The sequence below is a fragment of the Janthinobacterium tructae genome, from assembly GCF_006517255.1.
GTDB classification, from domain to species: Bacteria; Pseudomonadota; Gammaproteobacteria; order Burkholderiales; family Burkholderiaceae_D; genus Janthinobacterium; species Janthinobacterium tructae.
On record NZ_CP041185.1, the window covers coordinates 5300888 to 5318550 of the forward strand.

Consider the following 17663-nt stretch of genomic DNA (forward strand, 5'->3'; position numbering starts at 1 on the left):
CCGCAACTGCCGTGCGTTTAGCGCACCAGCATGTCGAGCTTGTCCTTGACGTCCTTGTATTGCTCGGCTTCCGGCAAGGCAGCCTTCGTCTTGGTGATCGAAGGCCAGTTGCGGGCCAGATCGACGTTGATCTTGATGAAGGCTTGCTGGTCGCCCGGCACGTCTTCTTCCGCGAAAATCGCGTTCACCGGGCACTCTGCCACGCAGACGGCGCAGTCAATACATTCGTCCGGATCGATCGCCAGGAAGTTCGGGCCTTCCCGGAAACAATCTACCGGGCAGACATCGACGCAGTCGGTGTAGCGACAGGCGATGCAGGATTCGGTGACAACGTGGGTCATAACAGTCCTATCAATTTTTGGGGGAGGTGCTGTAGCGCCTGCAGGAACCTCGGCGGCGCATACTAAAGCAAAGCATTGTATTTTAAGGCAATTCGCTATTTCTCACAAATCCCGCTTATATACAATACGTATAAGCAAATTCATTTTTTCGCGTTGCCGTTGCCGTGCAGAGAGTGCAATTCAGCGACTATCCGGGACGTTGCCATGACGAACGCGGCAAGAAAGCGACAGTCGCCCGATGCGGCAGGGCGCAGTGCGGGCAGCGTGCTGACTTGCCGTGTGGTGTTTTTGTTTTACTCAAATCAAGATCGATACCAAATACATGCCAGAAAAATCAGGCGCTGGCACGTATTTGCGTCAGCAACTGTTGCCAACGTGCATTTTCAGCACTGCCATCCTCGGCAAATGTGATGGTGCGGCGCGCGGTGGGCGCGTCAACGGTGATCTGCCAGCGGGGGATATCGGCACCCAGCTGTTCTCCCGTGGCTTGCTGATGCGTGAAAAAGCCGCTGCTGGCCAGTGCCGCTTCCAGTCCGGGGCCAGCCGGATGGGCCTGCGTATCGATGTCATACTGTTCACTCAGGCCGGCAAAGCCGCCGCTGCTGCGGGCTGAAATTTTCATGCTGCTCCTTGTTGTCGATGTTGGTGGGGCCAGTCTGGCAGGTTTGAAGCGGGCGCGCTGGTGCGCTGGTGTATTGCGCTGGTACTGCGCTGTCGTACTTTCTAGCGTGCGCCGTAACTGCGGCACCAGGCGGCCAGCGCTTCGCGCTCCGCTTCCAGCAATTGATCCGACTCGCTGTATTCCGCGTGGTTCATGGTACCGCAGCAGGCGCGCCTGTCTTGCACGGCACCATCCCCGTCGACGATGTCGGCGGCAAAGCTCATTTGGCCATCTTCTGTCATGGCATTCGCCTTGAGCACTTCGCGCACGGTAAAGCTGTTGCGGATGTAGTCCAGGTAGGCGCCATTGCCGTCGGCCTCGGCGATCGTCAGCATGTGGCCAGCCACGTCGGCATACGTGGCGGCTTGCTCGGGCGACGCCACCAGGGCGCGCAGGACCAGGCTGCGCAGGTAGTCGCCGCAGCGGTGCAGCACGGCCGCGTCGTCTTCCAGCTGGGGCTGGCGTTCGTGGGCAAAGATGTCGGCCAGGATGTCGTAGATGGCCCCTGTAAACACTTGCGAGATGGCGTGGACTTCCGTGCCTGCTTCCGACAACTTGATGTCGTTGTCGGCATTGCGCAAGCCGTTAGGCCGGCCCAGGGCCAGGCCGAACTGTTCCGCCAGGTCGGCCAGGAAGGTCTTGTCGTGCAGGTCGGACTTGGTTTGGGCAATCACCGCTTCCACCTGGTCCAGCTGCGACAGGGCCAGGAAGATGGCGGTCAGGTCGCCGAACGATTCGTGCAAGCCGCCCGTTTGCGGTGGATTGTTACTGAGCAGCCAGTTCGGCTTGAGGCCATCGAGCACGGCGTGCCCCGTTTCATGCGAGACGATGTCGAGCGAGCGGCAGGTGTAGACGCGCTCGGTGGCGCCGCTGGGGATGAAGTCGCCGAACTTGAGGGCCTTGTCGCTGCGGCTGTAGTACGCGTTCATCACATTGGGCAAGCCGTGCGGGAACACACGCAGGGGCGCTGTATTGCTGGCGCTATTCCATTGCCAGGGCAGGGGCGGCGCCGTGTCGTTGCTGGCCAGTGCGCGCTGGTACATGGTGAGCGTCATGCGCACGATGGCAAAGGTGTGCACGGCATCGAACTGGTCCGTGTTGGGCGAGACGATGAAGTCGCCGAAGGCATTCGGGCTGACCTGCGCGATGCCCGGTTCGCCAAACGTGATGCGCGCGTCGCGCGGGCCTTGCAGGATCAGGCCGGGCAAGAAGGCCTTGCGCGTGCCCAGGTCGCTGACGGACGGGTCTTGCTTCCAGATCAGCACGCGCGAACCGACGGGCACGGCGGCCAGGTTGCGGGCCGTTGCCTCGCTCAGGCGCGGCGGGCCCGGCTGCAGGGTCAGTTGCGCATTTTTGCGGTGCTGGCGGTACGGCGCCGAGGGGGTAGGGACATAGCCGACGGGCAGGGACACGCATTTGGTCAGCACGGCTTCGACCGGCACGATGACTTTCTGGTCCATGGTAGCTCTCCAAGATACGCGCAGCTGGAATTGGAATAGTCGTCCCGCTTCGGTGTATCCGGTTTGATCCCGCGCAAACGAGATGCGGGACGGCGGGCGTTTTTTGCCAGGCCAGTGCCCGCTGCGGCCGCGCCTGCCGCATGGTGGCTGGTATGATGCTGGCCGTAGGGCCCCGTTTTTATAATAAAAGGATCGTTTGATGGCGGATATAAATATAGTTCAGCAACATAAGCTGACAGCAGCAAAGGCGCGCGAAGCGGCGCAGCAAGTGGCCGACAAGCTGGCCCAGGAATATGACCTGGCGTGCGCCTGGGATGGCGACGTGCTGCGCTTCGAGCGCAGCGGCGTCGATGGTTCGCTGACTCTGGAAAAAGAGCAGGCGCAACTGCAAATCAAGCTGGGCTTCATGCTCAGCGCCTTTGCTTCCACCATCGAAGGCAAAATTGCCGAGAAGATGCGCAAGGTGTTTACCGAAGCAGTTTGATGGCGTTCCACCCGCTTGTCTCGCACCCTGTTTGGTGCTAGGGCAAGCGTGGCAGCGATGGGCGAAAAGACGATGCAAACACGTCGCTTTTCGCCTTTTTTGCGTCTGACTGTACGCTGACGAACATTGCTAGCACATTTCTATTTGGAAAGCCATTGGACTTTGGTGGATTTTTGCGTTATACTTGAGTCATATTTACAACAGCTACACCGCGTTTCACCTTCTGCTTCGCAGTACTCTCCGCTCGCTGAGTGGTGAATAATTCTTCGGGTTTTACACCCGCATCCAGTTAAAAGTAGATTGGTCGATTTTTTCGGTCAAATACATTTGGTGCCATGTATTTGCATGGCGCTAGCGTTGTTAAAAGTCCTGAACCACAGCCTCTTTTAGCACGCACACGGCACCCCGGCACCGGCTTTGGCCATCCGCTGGTCATACGCGTGTCACCCCCTGTTTACTGTCGCTCCCGTGTGCTTTTGCGCCGTGGCGTAGCCGACGCAACAGGGTTTGCTGATTCCCGCCGCAAGCTAGCAGCTTGCTGGGTTTCATTCCATTCGTCAAATCGAGGGAGAACCACATCGTGGCAAAACAAATCATTATCGACCATGTGTTCAAAGTGTTCGGCGACAAGCCAGAAGAAGCACTTGAACTCGTCCGCAAGGGCGCCAGCAAGCAGGATATCCTGGCCAAGACCGACTGCACCATCGGCGTCTTCGACGCCACCTTTACCATTGAAGCGGGCGAGATCTTCGTCATCATGGGCCTGTCCGGTTCCGGCAAGTCGACCCTGGTGCGCATGCTGAACCGCCTGATCGAGCCGACCGCCGGCCGCATCCTGATCGATGGCAACGACATCAACACCTTGCCGGACGCCCAGTTGCGTGCCCTGCGCCGCAAGGACATCAGCATGGTGTTCCAGTCGTTCGCGCTGCTGCCGCAAATTACCGTGCTCGACAACACTGCCTTCGGCATGGAACTGGCAGGCATGCCCAAGGCCGAGCGCCATGCGCTGGCCCAGCAAGCGCTGGAGCAGGTAGGCCTGGACGGCTACGGCGCCAGCTATCCCGACGAATTGTCGGGCGGCATGCAGCAGCGCGTGGGCCTGGCCCGTGCGCTGGCTTGCGATCCATCGATTTTGCTGATGGATGAAGCGTTTTCCGCGCTCGATCCGATTATCCGTACGGAAATGCAATCGGAACTGCTGCGCTTGCAGCAGATCAAGCGCCGCACCATCGTCTTCATTTCGCATGACCTCGACGAAGCCATGCGCATCGGTGACCGCGTTGCCATCATGAAAGACGGCCACGTGGTGCAAGTAGGCACACCGGAAGAAATTTTGCGTAAACCGGCCAACGATTATGTGCGCAACTTCGTGCGCGGCGTCGATGCTGCGGCCGTCTTCAAGGCCAGCGATATTGCCCGCAAGAGCCAGATCGTGGTGTCGGAATCGCCGAGCCGCGGTTCGCGCGCCGCGCTGTCGATGCTGGAAGAGCAGGATCGCGCGTTTGCCTACGTCGTCAATCCGCAGCGCAAGTTCCTCGGCGTCGTCTCGGTCGATTCGCTGCGCAGTGCGCTCGACGGCCATGTGGGACCGCTGGGCCTGGCACATGCCTATCTGCCCGACGTGCAGACCATCAATGCAGATGAGCCAGTCGCCGGCCTGTTCGGCCAGGTGGCGCAACTGCCCTACGCCGTCCCTGTGGTGGCCAATGACGGCAGCTTCCGCGGCGCCATCAGCAAGACAACCTTGCTGAAGTTCCTCGACCGCGATACGCCAGCCATAGCCGAACAACAACAGAAAGGACAAGCATGAACCCAAGCACCGTTTCTACCGTAGAACCTGTTGTTGAACAGGCCGCCCAGATCAATCCCTGGGCGCTGACGCCGCCCACCGACGCCAGCACCGCATGGCTCGACGCCGCCGCGCCTGCCGTGCAGCCGGAACAGGCGTCCGGCTTTCACCTGACACAGATTTTCGATGGCTCGCTGCCGCTGGAAAGCTGGATCAACCAGGGCCTGGGCTGGGTCGTGGCGCATTTCCGCCCGTTCTTCCAGGCCGTGCGCGCGCCGATCGACAGCGTATTGTCCGGCGTGGAAGGCGTGCTGCTGGCCGCTCCGTCGCTGACGGTGATCGCCATCATCGGCTTGCTGGCATGGCAATTTACCAGCCGCACCCTGGCCATCGGCACCGTGCTGGCGCTGCTGCTCGTGTCGATGCTGGGCATCTGGCCGGAAGCCATGACGACCTTGTCGCTGGTGTTGACGTCGCTGGCCTTCTGTCTGGCAATCGGCTTGCCGTTGGGCATTTTCCTTGCCAGCAGTGACCGCGCACAGAATATCTTGCGCCCCTTGCTGGACGCCATGCAGACCACGCCTGCCTTTGTTTACCTGGTGCCGGTGGTGATGCTGTTTGGTATCGGTAATGCGCCAGGCGTGATCGTGACGATCATCTTCGCCCTGCCGCCGCTGGTGCGCCTGACCAACCTGGGTATCCGCCAGGTGCGTCCGGACCTGATCGAAGCGGCCCGTGCCTATGGCGCTTCGCCGTGGCAGTTGCTGACCCGCGTGCAGTTTCCGCTGGCCATGCCGTCCATCATGGCCGGTATCAACCAGTCGCTGATGCTGTCGCTGTCGATGGTCGTGATCGCCTCGATGATCGCCGTCGGTGGCCTGGGTCAGATGGTGCTGCGCGGTATTGGTCGCCTGGACATGGGCCTGGCAACCGTGGGTGGCCTGGGCATCGTGCTGCTGGCCATCACCCTGGACCGTTTGACGCAAGCGATGGGTCAGCCGCGCCGTGGCGTGCGCCACTGGTATCAGACGGGTCCCGCCGGTTTCGTGCTGCGCCTGGTGCGCGGCAATACGAAGAAAAATAATGTTGAACAGCAAGCAACGCTGGCCAACGCACAATAAAGGAACCACATGCATCAAATTGACAATTTTAAAGTGACGCAAAAATCGCAACGCAAGTTCCAGCTGTTTTCCGCCCTGGCGATCGCCGCCCTGGCCCTGACCACCAGCCTGGCCATGGCGCAAACGCCGGCCGCCTCCGCCAATGAGTTACCCGGCAAGGGCGTCAAGGTGCAGCCGCTGCAAAGCTCGATCGCGGAAGAAACCTTCCAGACCATGCTGGTCGACAAGGCCCTGGAAAGGCTGGGCTACGAAGTGCAGCCGATCAAGGAAGTGGAATACCCGACCGCACATATCGCCATCGCCAACGGTGACGCCACCTTCATGGCCGTGCATTGGGACCCGATGCACAAGGATTTTTATAACAATGCGGGCGGCGACGCCAAGTTGTTGCGCACCGGCCAGTATGCGGGGCCTGCCGCGCAAGGTTATCTGATCGACAAGGCGACTGCGGAAAAGTACAACATCACGAATATCGACCAGTTGCGCGATCCCACCCTGGCCAAGCTGTTCGACCATGATGGCGACGGCAAGGCTGATTTGACGGGTTGCAACCCCGGCTGGGGCTGCGAAGCGCTGATCGAGAAGCACATGGATGCGTACAAATTGCGCAAGACGGTGACGCACGTGCAGGGCAGCTATGCGGCCCTGATCGCCGATACCCTGGGCCGCTACAAGCGTGGCGAACCGATCCTGTACTACACGTGGACGCCGTACTGGGTGAGTGGCGTGCTGGTGCCGGGCAAGGACGTGGTCTGGCTGAAAGTGCCATTCTCGGCTAATCCGGACAAGGTGAATACCCGCCTCGACGAGGGCAGCGATTACGGCTTTGCCGTCAACACGGCGCGCATCGTGTCCAACAAGGCCTGGGCGGAGAAAAATCCGGCCGCCGCCAAGCTGTTCGAGGTGATGCAACTGCCCGTGGCCGATATCAATGCGCAGAACGAGCGCATGCGCCGCGGCGAAAGCACGCAAGCCGATATCGCGCGCCATACGGCCGGCTGGATCAAGTACCACCAGCAGACGTTTGATGGCTGGATCGCGCGAGCGCTGGCGGCGGCCAAAAAGTAAGTTTTAACGCCGTTTCAACATGTAAGAGTGGCTACCGTTTTGGTAGCCATTTCGACGTTAACGGCCTGTTTTCGTGATTTTTTGTGAGTTTTCAGGCATTTTTGGCCAGTTTCAGGTGCAAAATCGGGAAAGGCTTGCCGAATGGATCAAGCGGCGAGCGGTTTTCCACGATAAAGCCCAGGTGCTGGTAAAAGCCATATGCCTGCGTGTTGTGTTCGTTGACATCGACGGCCGTGGCGCCCAGGGCCGCGAGGGCATGCTGAACCAGCGCGCTGCCGGCGCCGCTGCCGCGCTGGTCGGGATGCACGAACAGCATCTCGATCCTCGCGTGCTCGACGCACAGGAAGGCATACGCGACGCCATCATCGGCGCGCAGCACGTGCAGCAGGCGCTCGGCCGCCACCCTGGCCAGCTCATCGCGGACGAAGGGCATCAGGAAGGCGATATCGCTATCGGCAAGAAAATCGTGGGTGGCGCGTACGGACAGGTGCCAGACGTCGAACAAGCGGGGCAGGTCGGCGGCATCGGCCAGCGAAACCCGGGAAATCGGTGATGGTGTCATGCAGAAATTATACTGCCCCGGCAGTTGTCGGGGCAGGAGAGCGACGATCAGTCCTTCAAATCTTCGATCAGGTCGATGTATTGCTGTTGCGCCTCTTCCTTCGAGGTGCCGGCCAGGGCCGCCCAGGCGTCAAACTTGGCGCGGTTGACGAAGTCGGTCATGCCAGGACGCTCGCCCGTGGCGTCGCCGCTCGAGGCTTGCTTGAACAAGGCGTAAATTTTCAACAAGGTCATATTGTCCGGACGCTCGGACAGGGTCTTGGAATCGAGCTGCGCTTGTTCGAATTGCTCTTGTAAACTCATGATGGCTCCTGTGTGCTGATGGAATCGCTGGAAAAGTGCGGCAGGCCCGGCGGAGTGGCCACCGTGCGTGCTGCAGTGCCTGACATCATAGTGAAAAAAGCGCGCCGTGCATTAGAGGGGATACTCAAAAAAAAACGCCGTCACAAGGACGGCGTCTGGCGGCAGGCAGTGTCTGGACTGCCTGGCAGCTTTATACGCCCAGCAGTTCGACGTCGAAAATCAGGGTGGCGTTCGGTGGAATCGCGCCGCCGGCGCCGCGTGCGCCATAGCCCAGTGCTGCCGGGATGATCAGCTGGCGCTTGCCGCCCACTTTCATGCCTTGCACGCCTTCGTCCCAACCTTGAATGACGCGGCCGGCACCCAGCGGGAATTCGAATGGGTCGTTGCGGTCTTTGCTCGAGTCAAATTTCGAACCGGCGCTGCCGTCGTCGTTTTGCAGCCAGCCTGTGTAATGCACGACAACATTGTTGCCGGCTTGCGCTTCAGCGCCTTCGCCGACGACGGTATCGATGTATTGCAGGCCGGAAGCGGTAGTGGTGGTGGTCATGATAATCCTTGTGTAGGCGATGAAAGCTTCAGATTGTAGAGCAATGAGTTGCAAAGCGCCATTCCAGGCGCGGCACAGGGAAAAAGGGCAAATGACGGCGATGTGTGGCTGCCGGCAGCATTTAAGGGGGATTTCACACAATAAATACAGTGTTCCACGTAAAATGCCTGTTTTGTATTTAACAGTGATTTCTTCCATGTTCCGCAGTCTACGCCGCCTTGTTTTTTCCTCGCTGTGCCTGGTTTCCGCAATATCGACGGCGCAAGCCGAAGTGGTGGTGGTGCTCAATTCCCGTGATGCTACGGTGCAACTGCTGGACCAGAAAACCTATGCTCCCCTGTCCACCTTTGCCGTCGGCAAGGAACCGCATCACCTGATGGAAACGCCGGACGGCAAGTCGCTGATCGTTGCCAGTTCCGTCGGCAATGAACTGATTTTCCTCGACCCCGTGTCGGGCCAGATCCAGCGCCGCATCAGCAATATTCTCGACCCGTACCAGATCGGCTTTTCGCCGGACCAGAAATGGTTCATCTCGAACTCGCTGCGCCTGGACCGCATCGACCTGTACCGCTACGACGGCAAGAACCTGACACTGGCCAAGCGCATCCCATTGCCAAAATTGCCCAGCCATATGGCCTTCACGGCCGACAGCACCATGGCTTTCATTACGCAGCAGGGCAGCAACCAGGTCAGCGCCATCGACCTGGCCACGCAGACGGTGAAATGGACCATGCCTGTCGGTCCGGCGCCGGCCGGCATCACGATGACGCCCGACGGCAAGCATTTGCTGGTGGGCATCATGGGCAGCGATTACGTGGAAGTGATCGACTGGCGCACGCAAAAGACCGTCAAGCGCATCAAGGCGGGCGCCGGCACGCATAATTTCCGCGCGCTCGGTGACAATCGCATGACGTTTGTCTCGAACCGCGTGTCAAACACGATCAACATCATCGACCAGAAAACTCTGGAAAACGTGGGCACCATCAATGTGCCCGGTGGCCCGGACTGCATGGAGATCACGCCCGATGGCAAGACGATGTGGGTGACCTTGCGCTGGATCAAGAAAGTGGCCGTAATCGACCTGACCACGCGCAAGGTGATCAAGACCATACCGGTGGGCCGCTCGCCGCATGGCGTGTATTTCGCCACTCACTCGCCGCGCATGTGATGACGGGTGTGATGATGCAACGCCTCACTTTCGCGGGCGGCGTGCCCGCCATGCTGCTGTGCGCCAGCACCATGCTGTTGCCCGCGCATGCCGCCGCACCTGTCGCTCCAGCCGCATCTGCCACCGCCTTTGCCGCCCCCACTGCCGCCCCGGCCGCCTGCAAGGGCACCCTCTACATGACGTTCGACACGGGTAGCCAGTCGCAAGCGCAGCTGATTGCCGACGTGCTCAATCAACGCCATGTGAAGGCGACGTTCTTCCTGGCCAATGAAAAAACCACGCGCGGCGACTATTCGCTCGATCCGTCCTGGGCGCCGTACTGGAAAGCCCGCGTCGCCGAAGGCCATGCGTTCGGTACGCATACATTTGACCATGTGTACTGGAAGAAGGATCTGGCCAACGGCTTGATCCAGGTCAAGCCCCAGTTCGGCAAGGATGGCGGCAAGCTGGCCTCATTCAGCGATAAGCAATTTTGCGAGCAATTGCGCCGCGTCGATACGCGCTTCCAGGAGTTGACCGGGCATAAGCTTGATCCGTTCTGGCGCGCGCCGGGCGGCTACACGTCGCCGCGCACTCTGGCGGCCGGCAGTGCCTGCGGCTACCAGCATGCGGGCTGGGCGCCGGCAGGGTATTCCGGCGATGAATTGCCTAGCGACAAGTATCCGAACGCCATGCTGCTGAAGAAAGCGCTGGCCAACCTGCGCAGCGGCGATATTTTCATTGCGCACATGGGCATCTGGTCGCGCAAGGATGCGTGGGCGCCCGCCAATCTGGACGCCTTGATTTCCGGCTTGCAAGACAAGGGCTTCTGCTTTGCCACCTTGCGCGAGCATCCTGCCTACGCGCAGAAGAAGGGCCAGCCATGACCGCCGCCGACATCGTCAGCCTCGTCACGCCCGCCATCGACGCCGTGGTCGACGCCTTTGGCGTGGCGCAAGGCTGGCTGTTCCAGACTATCGTCAACCCCCTCGTGTATCACCTGGGCTTTGGCGAATTCACGGAAGAAGCGTTCGAAGGCACGGAATGGCTGCTGATCGGCCTGTGCGAACTGGTGCTGCTGTTTCTCGTGCTGCGTCCGCTCGAAGCCTTGATTCCCGCGCAAAAAATGACCGACCCGCGCGCCCGCTGGAACGATTTTATCTACACCGTGCTGCACCGCATCGGCCTGTTTTCCGTGCTGGTCTTCTTCACGCTCGATCCGCTGATGGATGCATTGGCCGGCGCTTTGCGTTTCGATAATATCCATCCCCTGAACCTGGAGTCGCTGTTGCCCGGCATCAGTCCCTTGCTCAGTTTTATCATCTATTTTGTGATACTGGACTTCGTCGACTATTGCTACCATCGTGCTTCGCACCATTTCGGCTGGTGGTGGGGCTTGCACAGCCTGCATCACAGCCAGCAAAACATGAACTTGTGGAGCGATGACCGCAACCACTTGCTCGATGATTTCTTGCGCGACGTGGTGATGGCCCTGGTGGCGCTCGGTATCGGCGTGCCGCCTGGGCAATATGTGCTGCTGGTGTCGATTTCGCGCATTCTGCAAAGCTTGCAGCATGCGAATGTGAGGATACACTTCGGCCGCATTGGCGAGCGGCTGTTGATCTCGCCCCGTTTCCACCGCACGCACCACGCGATCGGCGTGGGGCATGAGTCGAAAGGCAAGGGCAGCATGGGTGGTTGCAACTTCGGCGTGGTCTTGCCGATTTGGGATATGCTGCTGGGCACCGCGAATTTCGCGGCCGGCTATGCGCGCACGGGCGTGCGCGACCAGCTGGCCCGCATCGATAGCGATGGCGTGGGCCGCCCCGGACGCGAGTATGGCCGCGGCTTCTGGCAGCAGCAATGGCTGGGCCTGCGCCGCATGGTGGAGTTTGCAGGAATCAAACGAAAAGGACGCCGTTGATGCGTAATGTGTTGAATTCGTATGGCCGCGCCTTGCTATCGCAATTGCACGGCAAGATACTGCTGTTAAGCGTAGCGCCATTCATCCTGTCGCTGATCCTGTGGGGCGCCCTGCTGTATGTGGGGCTGCAGCCGCTGATCGACAGCCTGCATGCGCTGTTTACGCAGTACGATTTCTTCCGCACCAGCGGGCAGGTGCTGGCCACCTTCGGCCTCGGCGTGCTGAAAGCCGTGATCGTGCCGCTGATCGCCATGTTCATGCTGTTGCCGCTGATGATCTTGACGGCGCTCATTTTCATGGGTCTGTTCGCCATGCCGGCCATCGGCCGCCACATTGGCGGGCGGCATTTTCCGCAGCTGGAAAAGAAACACGGCGGCAGCCTGCTCGGCAGCGTCGGGACTTCCCTGGCTACCTTTTTGCTGTTCATCGTCGTCTGGGTGCTCATGCTGCCGTTGTACGCGTTTCCGCCCGCCGCACTGGTGGGGCAAGCCGTGCTGTGGGGCTGGCTGACCTACCGCGTGATGGCATATGACGCCATGGCCGACTACGCCAGCGTGGAAGAGCGCCACGCCATCATGCGCACGCAGCGCTGGCCGCTGCTGGCCATCGGCATGGTCTCCGGCGCGGCCGGCGCCGTGCCGGGCATGCTGTGGATGGGCGGCGTGATGTCGGTGGTGTTCTTCCCCTTCCTGGCGGCGTTCGCCATCTGGCTGTATGTACTGATCTTTATCTTTACGGGTCTGTGGTTCCAGTATTACTGCCTGGAAGCACTATCGCGTTTGCGGGGCGTACGCGGCATGACCGACGTGGCGCCGGCGGACGCCTGACCTTCACTAATCGAATCGAACGAGGAAGTTCCATGGCTATCGGATTGATCATCATCGGCGACGAAATCCTGTCAGGCAAGCGCACTGACCAGCATTTCCCGAAAGTAGTGAGTATGCTCAAGCAGCGTGGCTTGCAGCTGAGCTGGGCGGAATACGTGGGCGACGAACCGGCCCGCCTGGTCGCCTTGCTCAAGCGCAGCTTTGCCAGCGGCGACATCGTTTTCAGCTTTGGCGGCATCGGCGCCACGCCGGACGACCATACGCGCCAGGCGGCTGCCGATGCGCTGGGCTTGCCGCTGGTACTGCATCCGCAAGGCAAGGTCAATATCCAGCAGCGCATCACGGAAATGGGAGCAGAGGCGGGCGTGCCGGCCGACTTGAACTCGCCGGAAAACCTGCACCGCCTGAAAATGGCGGAATTTGTCGAAGGCGCCGAACTGATTCCGAATCCGTACAACAAGATTGCCGGCTTTGCCGTGCGCGAGCATTATTTCGTGCCGGGCTTTCCCGTCATGTCCTGGCCCATGATCGAATGGGTGCTCGACACGCATTACAGTCATTTGTTCAACCAGGTGCCGCATGCGGAACATGCCTTGCTCGTGTACGAAACGGCCGAATCCCTGCTGACGCCGCTGATGGTGCGCCTGGAAGCGGAGTTTCCGCTGATCAAGGTGTTCAGCCTGCCCAGCGTGGGTGATGCGCAGACGCGCCGGCATATCGAACTGGGCGTGAAGGGCGAACCCGCGCAAGCGGCGGCCGCCTTTGCGGACATGCGCGCCGCGCTCGATGCCCTGCAGGCGGAATACACCACCATCTGAGCTGCTGCCAGCCCGGCCGCCGGCGGCTTTTTCGCCGGCGTCCAGCCCGCCTTGCATCTTAGTACGCAAGCGTACGTTCCCAGACGTTGTTTTTTTGCGAAAATCTTCGATGAAGCAAGATTTTTGTGTGCGCTCGCCAGTCGTTTTGATGCCGATGTGGTGGAATGGTGAACAGGAACCTGGCGTGTCAAACGCGGGGTTGCCTGCCTGTGCAGCAGCGTGTTTTTTTGATTCACCGGTATGGACATCATGTTAAGCAAGCTCTGTAGTGACCGGCCCCGGCCGGCCCTCGTCTTATCCTGCGCGGAGCGGTATTGCTACCGTATTTTCCGCGCCGTCCAAACCCAACCTTACCCCAGCATCCCATGAAAGACACAGGCGTCAACCTGGCCGCGCAAGAGCGGCCACCCTCTGATCCAGCTGCCGAGGCACCGCCGCCGGCGAGCCCGCCGAAGAAGCGCCGTTCGCGCATCTGGCCGATCTTTGCCATCATCGTGCTGGCGCTGATCGCCGGCGTGGCCTGGTTCGTCATGCGCGAAGTGCGCACCTCGGCCCTGCAGGCCGAGTTTTTCACGCGTCTGGACCGCCAACTGACGTTCAAGGTCGAGCCAGGCCCCGCGCCAGCGGGCGCCATCCGCTATCCGCAGCACGGCCCGTATGACGAGCGCCTCGGCTATGCCAGCCTGCCTGACTTCATCACCAAGCTGAATGCGCGCGACTATGCCGTCACGGCGCAGGCGCGCATGTCGCCGAAGATGGTGGAGCTGGTCGACCGGGGCATCTTTGCCACGTATCACGAGAAAAACCGCGCCGGACTGACCATCCTCGATTGCCGCGCCGCGCCCCTGTTCGCGGCCAGCTATCCCGAGCGCATGTTCGACGGCTTTGCCGACGCGCCGCCCGCGCTGGTGCAAAGCCTGCTGTTCATCGAAAACCGCGAATTGCTCGATCCGGGCACGCCCGAGCGTAACCCTGCCGTGGAATGGGACCGCCTGAGCAAGGCCGTCTTCGACAAGGCGCTGAACCTGTTCGGCGGCCACCGCGGTGGTGGCGGCAGCACCCTGGCCACGCAGATCGAAAAATACCGCCACTCGGAAGACGGCCGCACCAGTTCCATGCAGGATAAATTGCTGCAGATGATTTCGGCCAGCCTGCGCTCGTACCAGGATGGCGAAAACACCATGGAAGCGCGGCGCAAGATCGTCGTCAATTACCTCAATACCGTGCCGCTGTCGGCCAAGAGCGGCTTTGGCGAAGTCAACGGCATTGGCGACGGCATGTGGGTCTGGTATGGCCGGCCGTTTGCCGAGGTGAAAACTTTGCTCAAGGGTAATATGGACCAGCCGGACAGTGCGCTGGCCTACAAGCAGGCGCTGAGCTTGCTGATCGCGCAGCGCCGTCCTTCGCATTACCTGGTGGCCGGCGGCGCCGACCTGGAAGAATTGACCAACAGCCATCTGCGCCTGCTGGCGCAAGCGGGCGTGATTTCGCCGCAGCTGCGCGATGCGGCCATCGCCCAGAAGCTGCGCCCGTCGTCGGCCTCGGGCGTGCAATCGGAAGCATCGACCTCGTTCGTCACGCGCAAGGCCTCGAATGCCGTGCGCAACCATTTGGCCAGCATGCTCGGCGACCCGCGCTTGTACAACCTCGACCGCCTGGACCTGAAAGTGGTCAGCACGCTCGACGCGCAGGCGCAAAACGCCGTTACCAAGGTCTTGCGCGAGCTGCGCGACCCGGAAGTGGCGAAAGCGGCCGGGCTGACGGGCAAGGGCATGCTGGGCAATGGCGACCCGGCCAACGTGGTCTACAGTTTTACCCTGCTGCAAAAGGGCGATCAAGCCAACTTGTTGCGCGTGCAAACGGATAATTTTGACCAGCCGCTCGACATCAACGAGGGCGCCAAGCTGGACCTCGGTTCGACGGCCAAGCTGCGCACCCTGGTCACGTATCTGGACATCATCGACCAGTTGCACCAGCGCTACAGCGGCATGGGCGCCGCCGAGCTGGGCAAGATTGCCGTCGATCCGAAGGACATGCTGTCGCAGTGGGCTATTGCCTACTTGAAACCATTGCCGCTGGGCGAGGCGCGCAACTTGCCCGCCATGCTGGCGGCCGCCATGCAACGCCAGTATTCGGGCAATCCGGGTGAAGGCTTCTTCACGGGCGGCGGCTTGCATCATTTCGGCAACTTCTCCAAGCTTGACGACAGCCGCATCATGACGGTGCAGCAGGCGCTGCGCCAGTCGACCAACCTGGTGTTCGTGCGGCTGATGCGCGACGTGGCCCGCTACTACATGTTCTCGCGTCCCGATTCCTCGGCCTCCCTGCTGGCGGACGCGGACGATCCGCGCCGCGCCCAGTACCTGAGCCGTTTTGCCGACAAGGAAGGGCGTGAATTCCTGCACCGCTTCTATCAGAAGTACCGCGGCAAGAGCGTCGACGAGCAGGAAAAGATTTTGTTGGCCAGCATCCGCCCGACGCCCGTGCGCCTGGCAAATATCTTCCGTACCATCAATCCGAAAGGCACGGTGGCGGAATTCGGCGATTTCCTCAACGCCAACCTGCCATCGCAAAACGAAGTGCCGCCCGAGCGCGTCGCCAAGATGTACCAGCAGTACGCGATGGAAAACTGGTCCTTGGCCGACCGCGGTTATCTGGCCAATGTGCATCCGCTGGAGCTGTGGATGGTGGCGTATCTGCGCCAGCACGAAGGCTCCACCCTGTCGCAGATGGTGGCGGCCAGCGAGAAGGAACGCCAGGAAGTCTATAAATGGCTGTTCAATACGCACCGCAAGCATGCGCAGGACCGCCGTATCGCCAACTTGCTGGAAGTGGAGGGGTTCCTGGAAATCCACCGCCAGTGGAAGAAGATGGGCTACCCGTTCGATTCGCTGGTGCCGTCGTATGCGACGACCCTGGGCGCGTCGGCCGACCGTCCCGCCGCGCTGGCCGAGTTGATGGGCATCATCATCAACGATGGTGTGCGCAAACCGAGCGTGCGCATCGATTCCATGCATTTCGCCGCCAATACGCCGTACGACACCATGGTCAAGCGGGGCACGAAGGTGGAAGCGGAGCAAGTGCTGTCGCCGGACGTGGCGAAAGCCGTGGCCAAGGCCATCCGCGAAGTGGTGTCGGATGGCACGGCCAAGCGAGCCAGGACGGCGTTTGTCGGCGCCGACGGCGTGCCCATTCCCATGGGCGGCAAGACGGGCACGGGCGACCAGCGTTTCGACGTGTATGGCGCTGGCGGCCGCCTGATCGAGTCGCGCTATGTGAACCGTTCGGCCACGTTCGTGTTCAATATCGGCGAGCGCTTCTATGGCAGCATGACGGCGTATGTGCGCGGACCGGAATCGAAAAACTACGATTTCACCAGCGCCTTGCCCGTGCAACTGCTGGTGTCGCTGGCGCCGAGCCTGATGCCGCTGATCGAGGCGCCCGCGCCGGCCGAAGGCGTGGCCAAGCAGTGCACGAATTAAGGTATTGTTGCAGCTGAAAGCCGGCCTTCACGGGCCGGTTTTTTTTTGAGGGAGTGCAATTGGACAAGACGCAGCAGATTTTTCAGCAATATCACCGCTTTGACGATGGCGCGCTCGTTTCCATCGAACAACTGTATCAGCCCGGGGGCGTGCAAGCCGTGCGCATCGTCTTGTATGCAAGAAATCATGCGCTGGACGGCAATGTCTGGCGCCAGGTCGCCATCACGGTGGGCGCGGTGCGCGAAGTGCTGCTCAGGACGCCAGGCAACTTCATCAACCGCATTTGCTGCGGCGTGAAGTTGCAGCGTTTCGGCGACGTCTGGTGCGTCGATGTCGACGGCACCTACACGCACGATGATCCCGCGACACTGGATGAAGTGCGCCGCGATGGCGATTGCTACGTCATCGGCGGCACGGTCGAGGCAATCGAGCTCGATTAGCCGGCAAACACGGCGGTTTTATCTGCCAGGCGCGCATGGTAGGCGGCGATGGCAGGGTAGTCGGGGCGTTGCATCGGCGCCATCAGCCAGCGCTTGACGGACAGGCACAGCACGATATCCGCCAGGCTGAAGGCTTCGCCGCAGACGAAGGCGCCCGTACGCTGCAGCTGCTGTTCCAGGATACCCATCATCTTGTTCCATCCGGCAATGCCGGCCGCCAGCTGCGCCGCATCCTGGTGTGCGGGGCTGTGGCGCACCAGCGACAGGAAGGCGTAGCGCCAGCTGTTGTTGAGGTCGCCCATTTGCCAGTCCATCCATTTTTCCACTTCCGCGCGGGCGCGGGGCGTGCTTGGCAGCAAGTCGTCGCGGCCCGCCTGGGCGCACAGGTAGCGGCATATCGTGTTCGATTCCCACAGCACCAGGTCGCCGTCAACCAGCACGGGCACCATGGCGTTCGGATTCAGGGCCAGGAAGGCGGCGTCGTCCGTGGCGCGGAAGCCGCTGCCCCAGTCTTCGCGTTCGTACGGCAGATCGAGTTCCTCGCACGTCCACAGGACTTTGCGGACATTGATCGAGGCGGCTTTTCCAAGAATTTTCAGCATGCGGGGCTCCGTAGGGCAGGGATCGATTTGCCACTGTAGCGGATTTGGCCATGCCGCGCCGGTGAAAGTGCCTTGCATAGTTGAG

Annotated in this window: 18 protein-coding genes; 11 read left to right on the plus strand and 7 right to left on the minus strand. The window is 60.9% G+C overall.

Annotated features, from left to right (window positions below):
• Positions 1-17: 17 nt before the first annotated feature.
• The 3 genes from fdxA to FJQ89_RS23350 form a co-directional block, all read right to left on the minus strand.
• A complete protein-coding gene (gene fdxA / locus FJQ89_RS23340) occupies positions 18-341 on the minus strand; it encodes a ferredoxin FdxA (protein WP_010395176.1) in 324 nt (107 codons plus the stop codon).
• A 334-nt stretch (positions 342-675) separates the two neighbouring features.
• Positions 676-963, minus strand: a complete 288-nt coding sequence (locus FJQ89_RS23345; protein ID WP_071079214.1) for a protealysin inhibitor emfourin — start codon at positions 961-963, stop codon at positions 676-678.
• 101 nt (positions 964-1064) lie between these two features.
• A complete protein-coding gene (locus FJQ89_RS23350; protein WP_141171898.1) occupies positions 1065-2462 on the minus strand; it encodes a gluzincin family metallopeptidase in 1398 nt (465 codons plus the stop codon).
• A gap of 199 nt (positions 2463-2661) precedes the next feature.
• Between FJQ89_RS23350 and FJQ89_RS23355 the strand changes: the two genes are divergently transcribed.
• The 4 genes from FJQ89_RS23355 to proX all read left to right on the plus strand — a co-directional run bounded on the left by FJQ89_RS23355 (position 2662) and on the right by proX (position 6927).
• Positions 2662-2946: a polyhydroxyalkanoic acid system family protein gene (locus FJQ89_RS23355; RefSeq protein ID WP_070219270.1), complete on the plus strand. Its 285-nt coding sequence runs from the start codon at positions 2662-2664 to the stop codon at positions 2944-2946.
• Positions 2947-3526: 580 nt separating this feature from the next.
• A complete protein-coding gene (gene proV, locus FJQ89_RS23360) occupies positions 3527-4759 on the plus strand; it encodes a glycine betaine/L-proline ABC transporter ATP-binding protein ProV (RefSeq protein WP_071079337.1) in 1233 nt (410 codons plus the stop codon).
• Positions 4756-5859, plus strand: coding sequence for a glycine betaine/L-proline ABC transporter permease ProW (gene proW, locus FJQ89_RS23365; protein ID WP_116743309.1), 1104 nt, complete (start codon positions 4756-4758; stop codon positions 5857-5859). The genes proV and proW overlap by 4 nt, the downstream gene beginning before the upstream one ends.
• A 9-nt stretch (positions 5860-5868) precedes the next feature.
• Positions 5869-6927, plus strand: a complete 1059-nt coding sequence (gene proX, locus FJQ89_RS23370; protein WP_141171899.1) for a glycine betaine/L-proline ABC transporter substrate-binding protein ProX — start codon at positions 5869-5871, stop codon at positions 6925-6927.
• 91 nt (positions 6928-7018) lie between these two features.
• On the opposite strand, the gene FJQ89_RS23375 is transcribed toward proX, so the two are convergent.
• The 3 genes from FJQ89_RS23375 to FJQ89_RS23385 all read right to left on the minus strand — a co-directional run bounded on the left by FJQ89_RS23375 (position 7019) and on the right by FJQ89_RS23385 (position 8338).
• Positions 7019-7489: a GNAT family N-acetyltransferase gene (locus tag FJQ89_RS23375; protein WP_141171900.1), complete on the minus strand. Its 471-nt coding sequence runs from the start codon at positions 7487-7489 to the stop codon at positions 7019-7021.
• Positions 7490-7536: 47 nt separating this feature from the next.
• Positions 7537-7791, minus strand: a complete 255-nt coding sequence (locus FJQ89_RS23380; protein ID WP_034782468.1) for an acyl-CoA-binding protein — start codon at positions 7789-7791, stop codon at positions 7537-7539.
• Positions 7792-7981: 190 nt separating this feature from the next.
• Positions 7982-8338: an FKBP-type peptidyl-prolyl cis-trans isomerase gene (locus FJQ89_RS23385; protein WP_010395194.1), complete on the minus strand. Its 357-nt coding sequence runs from the start codon at positions 8336-8338 to the stop codon at positions 7982-7984.
• A 196-nt stretch (positions 8339-8534) separates the two neighbouring features.
• Between FJQ89_RS23385 and FJQ89_RS23390 the strand changes: the two genes are divergently transcribed.
• The 7 genes from FJQ89_RS23390 (at position 8535) to FJQ89_RS23420 (ending at position 16976) form a co-directional block, all read left to right on the plus strand.
• Complete coding sequence (locus tag FJQ89_RS23390; protein ID WP_058049179.1) at positions 8535-9506, plus strand: YVTN family beta-propeller repeat protein; 972 nt, start codon at positions 8535-8537, stop codon at positions 9504-9506.
• Between the two features lie 50 nt (positions 9507-9556).
• On the plus strand, positions 9557-10372 hold the full coding sequence (locus FJQ89_RS23395) for a polysaccharide deacetylase family protein (RefSeq protein ID WP_141172956.1): 816 nt from the start codon (positions 9557-9559) through the stop codon (positions 10370-10372).
• A complete protein-coding gene (locus FJQ89_RS23400; RefSeq protein WP_141171901.1) occupies positions 10369-11409 on the plus strand; it encodes a sterol desaturase family protein in 1041 nt (346 codons plus the stop codon). The genes FJQ89_RS23395 and FJQ89_RS23400 overlap by 4 nt, the downstream gene beginning before the upstream one ends.
• Positions 11409-12236, plus strand: a complete 828-nt coding sequence (locus tag FJQ89_RS23405; protein WP_096234022.1) for an EI24 domain-containing protein — start codon at positions 11409-11411, stop codon at positions 12234-12236. The genes FJQ89_RS23400 and FJQ89_RS23405 overlap by 1 nt, the downstream gene beginning before the upstream one ends.
• Before the next feature lie 32 nt (positions 12237-12268).
• On the plus strand, positions 12269-13054 hold the full coding sequence (locus FJQ89_RS23410; protein ID WP_141171902.1) for a competence/damage-inducible protein A: 786 nt from the start codon (positions 12269-12271) through the stop codon (positions 13052-13054).
• Positions 13055-13419: 365 nt separating this feature from the next.
• Positions 13420-16536 carry a transglycosylase domain-containing protein gene (locus tag FJQ89_RS23415; RefSeq protein WP_141171903.1) on the plus strand — a complete coding sequence of 1039 codons (3117 nt, stop codon included), beginning with the start codon at positions 13420-13422 and terminating at the stop codon, positions 16534-16536.
• A gap of 59 nt (positions 16537-16595) precedes the next feature.
• A complete protein-coding gene (locus FJQ89_RS23420; protein WP_141171904.1) occupies positions 16596-16976 on the plus strand; it encodes a hypothetical protein in 381 nt (126 codons plus the stop codon).
• Here FJQ89_RS23420 and FJQ89_RS23425 read toward each other — a convergent pair.
• Positions 16973-17578, minus strand: coding sequence for a glutathione S-transferase family protein (locus FJQ89_RS23425; RefSeq protein WP_141171905.1), 606 nt, complete (start codon positions 17576-17578; stop codon positions 16973-16975). The two genes, FJQ89_RS23420 and FJQ89_RS23425, sit on opposite strands and share 4 nt — an antisense overlap.
• Positions 17579-17663: the final 85 nt, after the last annotated feature.

What these genes read in the sequence shown, in the direction of transcription:
- FJQ89_RS23415 (WP_141171903.1), top strand. Translation starts at nt 13,420, where the DNA reads ATGAAAGACACAGGCGTCAACCTGGCCGCGCAAGAGCGGCCACCCTCT.
- FJQ89_RS23375 (WP_141171900.1), bottom strand. Translation starts at nt 7,489, where the DNA reads ATGACACCATCACCGATTTCCCGGGTTTCGCTGGCCGATGCCGCCGAC.
- FJQ89_RS23350 (WP_141171898.1), bottom strand. Translation starts at nt 2,462, where the DNA reads ATGGACCAGAAAGTCATCGTGCCGGTCGAAGCCGTGCTGACCAAATGC.
- FJQ89_RS23410 (WP_141171902.1), top strand. Translation starts at nt 12,269, where the DNA reads ATGGCTATCGGATTGATCATCATCGGCGACGAAATCCTGTCAGGCAAG.
- FJQ89_RS23385 (WP_010395194.1), bottom strand. Translation starts at nt 8,338, where the DNA reads ATGACCACCACCACTACCGCTTCCGGCCTGCAATACATCGATACCGTC.
- FJQ89_RS23425 (WP_141171905.1), bottom strand. Translation starts at nt 17,578, where the DNA reads ATGCTGAAAATTCTTGGAAAAGCCGCCTCGATCAATGTCCGCAAAGTC.
- FJQ89_RS23405 (WP_096234022.1), top strand. Translation starts at nt 11,409, where the DNA reads ATGCGTAATGTGTTGAATTCGTATGGCCGCGCCTTGCTATCGCAATTG.
- FJQ89_RS23390 (WP_058049179.1), top strand. Translation starts at nt 8,535, where the DNA reads ATGTTCCGCAGTCTACGCCGCCTTGTTTTTTCCTCGCTGTGCCTGGTT.
- fdxA (WP_010395176.1), bottom strand. Translation starts at nt 341, where the DNA reads ATGACCCACGTTGTCACCGAATCCTGCATCGCCTGTCGCTACACCGAC.
- FJQ89_RS23395 (WP_141172956.1), top strand. Translation starts at nt 9,557, where the DNA reads ATGCTGCTGTGCGCCAGCACCATGCTGTTGCCCGCGCATGCCGCCGCA.
- proW (WP_116743309.1), top strand. Translation starts at nt 4,756, where the DNA reads ATGAACCCAAGCACCGTTTCTACCGTAGAACCTGTTGTTGAACAGGCC.
- FJQ89_RS23345 (WP_071079214.1), bottom strand. Translation starts at nt 963, where the DNA reads ATGAAAATTTCAGCCCGCAGCAGCGGCGGCTTTGCCGGCCTGAGTGAA.
- FJQ89_RS23400 (WP_141171901.1), top strand. Translation starts at nt 10,369, where the DNA reads ATGACCGCCGCCGACATCGTCAGCCTCGTCACGCCCGCCATCGACGCC.
- FJQ89_RS23355 (WP_070219270.1), top strand. Translation starts at nt 2,662, where the DNA reads ATGGCGGATATAAATATAGTTCAGCAACATAAGCTGACAGCAGCAAAG.
- FJQ89_RS23380 (WP_034782468.1), bottom strand. Translation starts at nt 7,791, where the DNA reads ATGAGTTTACAAGAGCAATTCGAACAAGCGCAGCTCGATTCCAAGACC.
- proX (WP_141171899.1), top strand. Translation starts at nt 5,869, where the DNA reads ATGCATCAAATTGACAATTTTAAAGTGACGCAAAAATCGCAACGCAAG.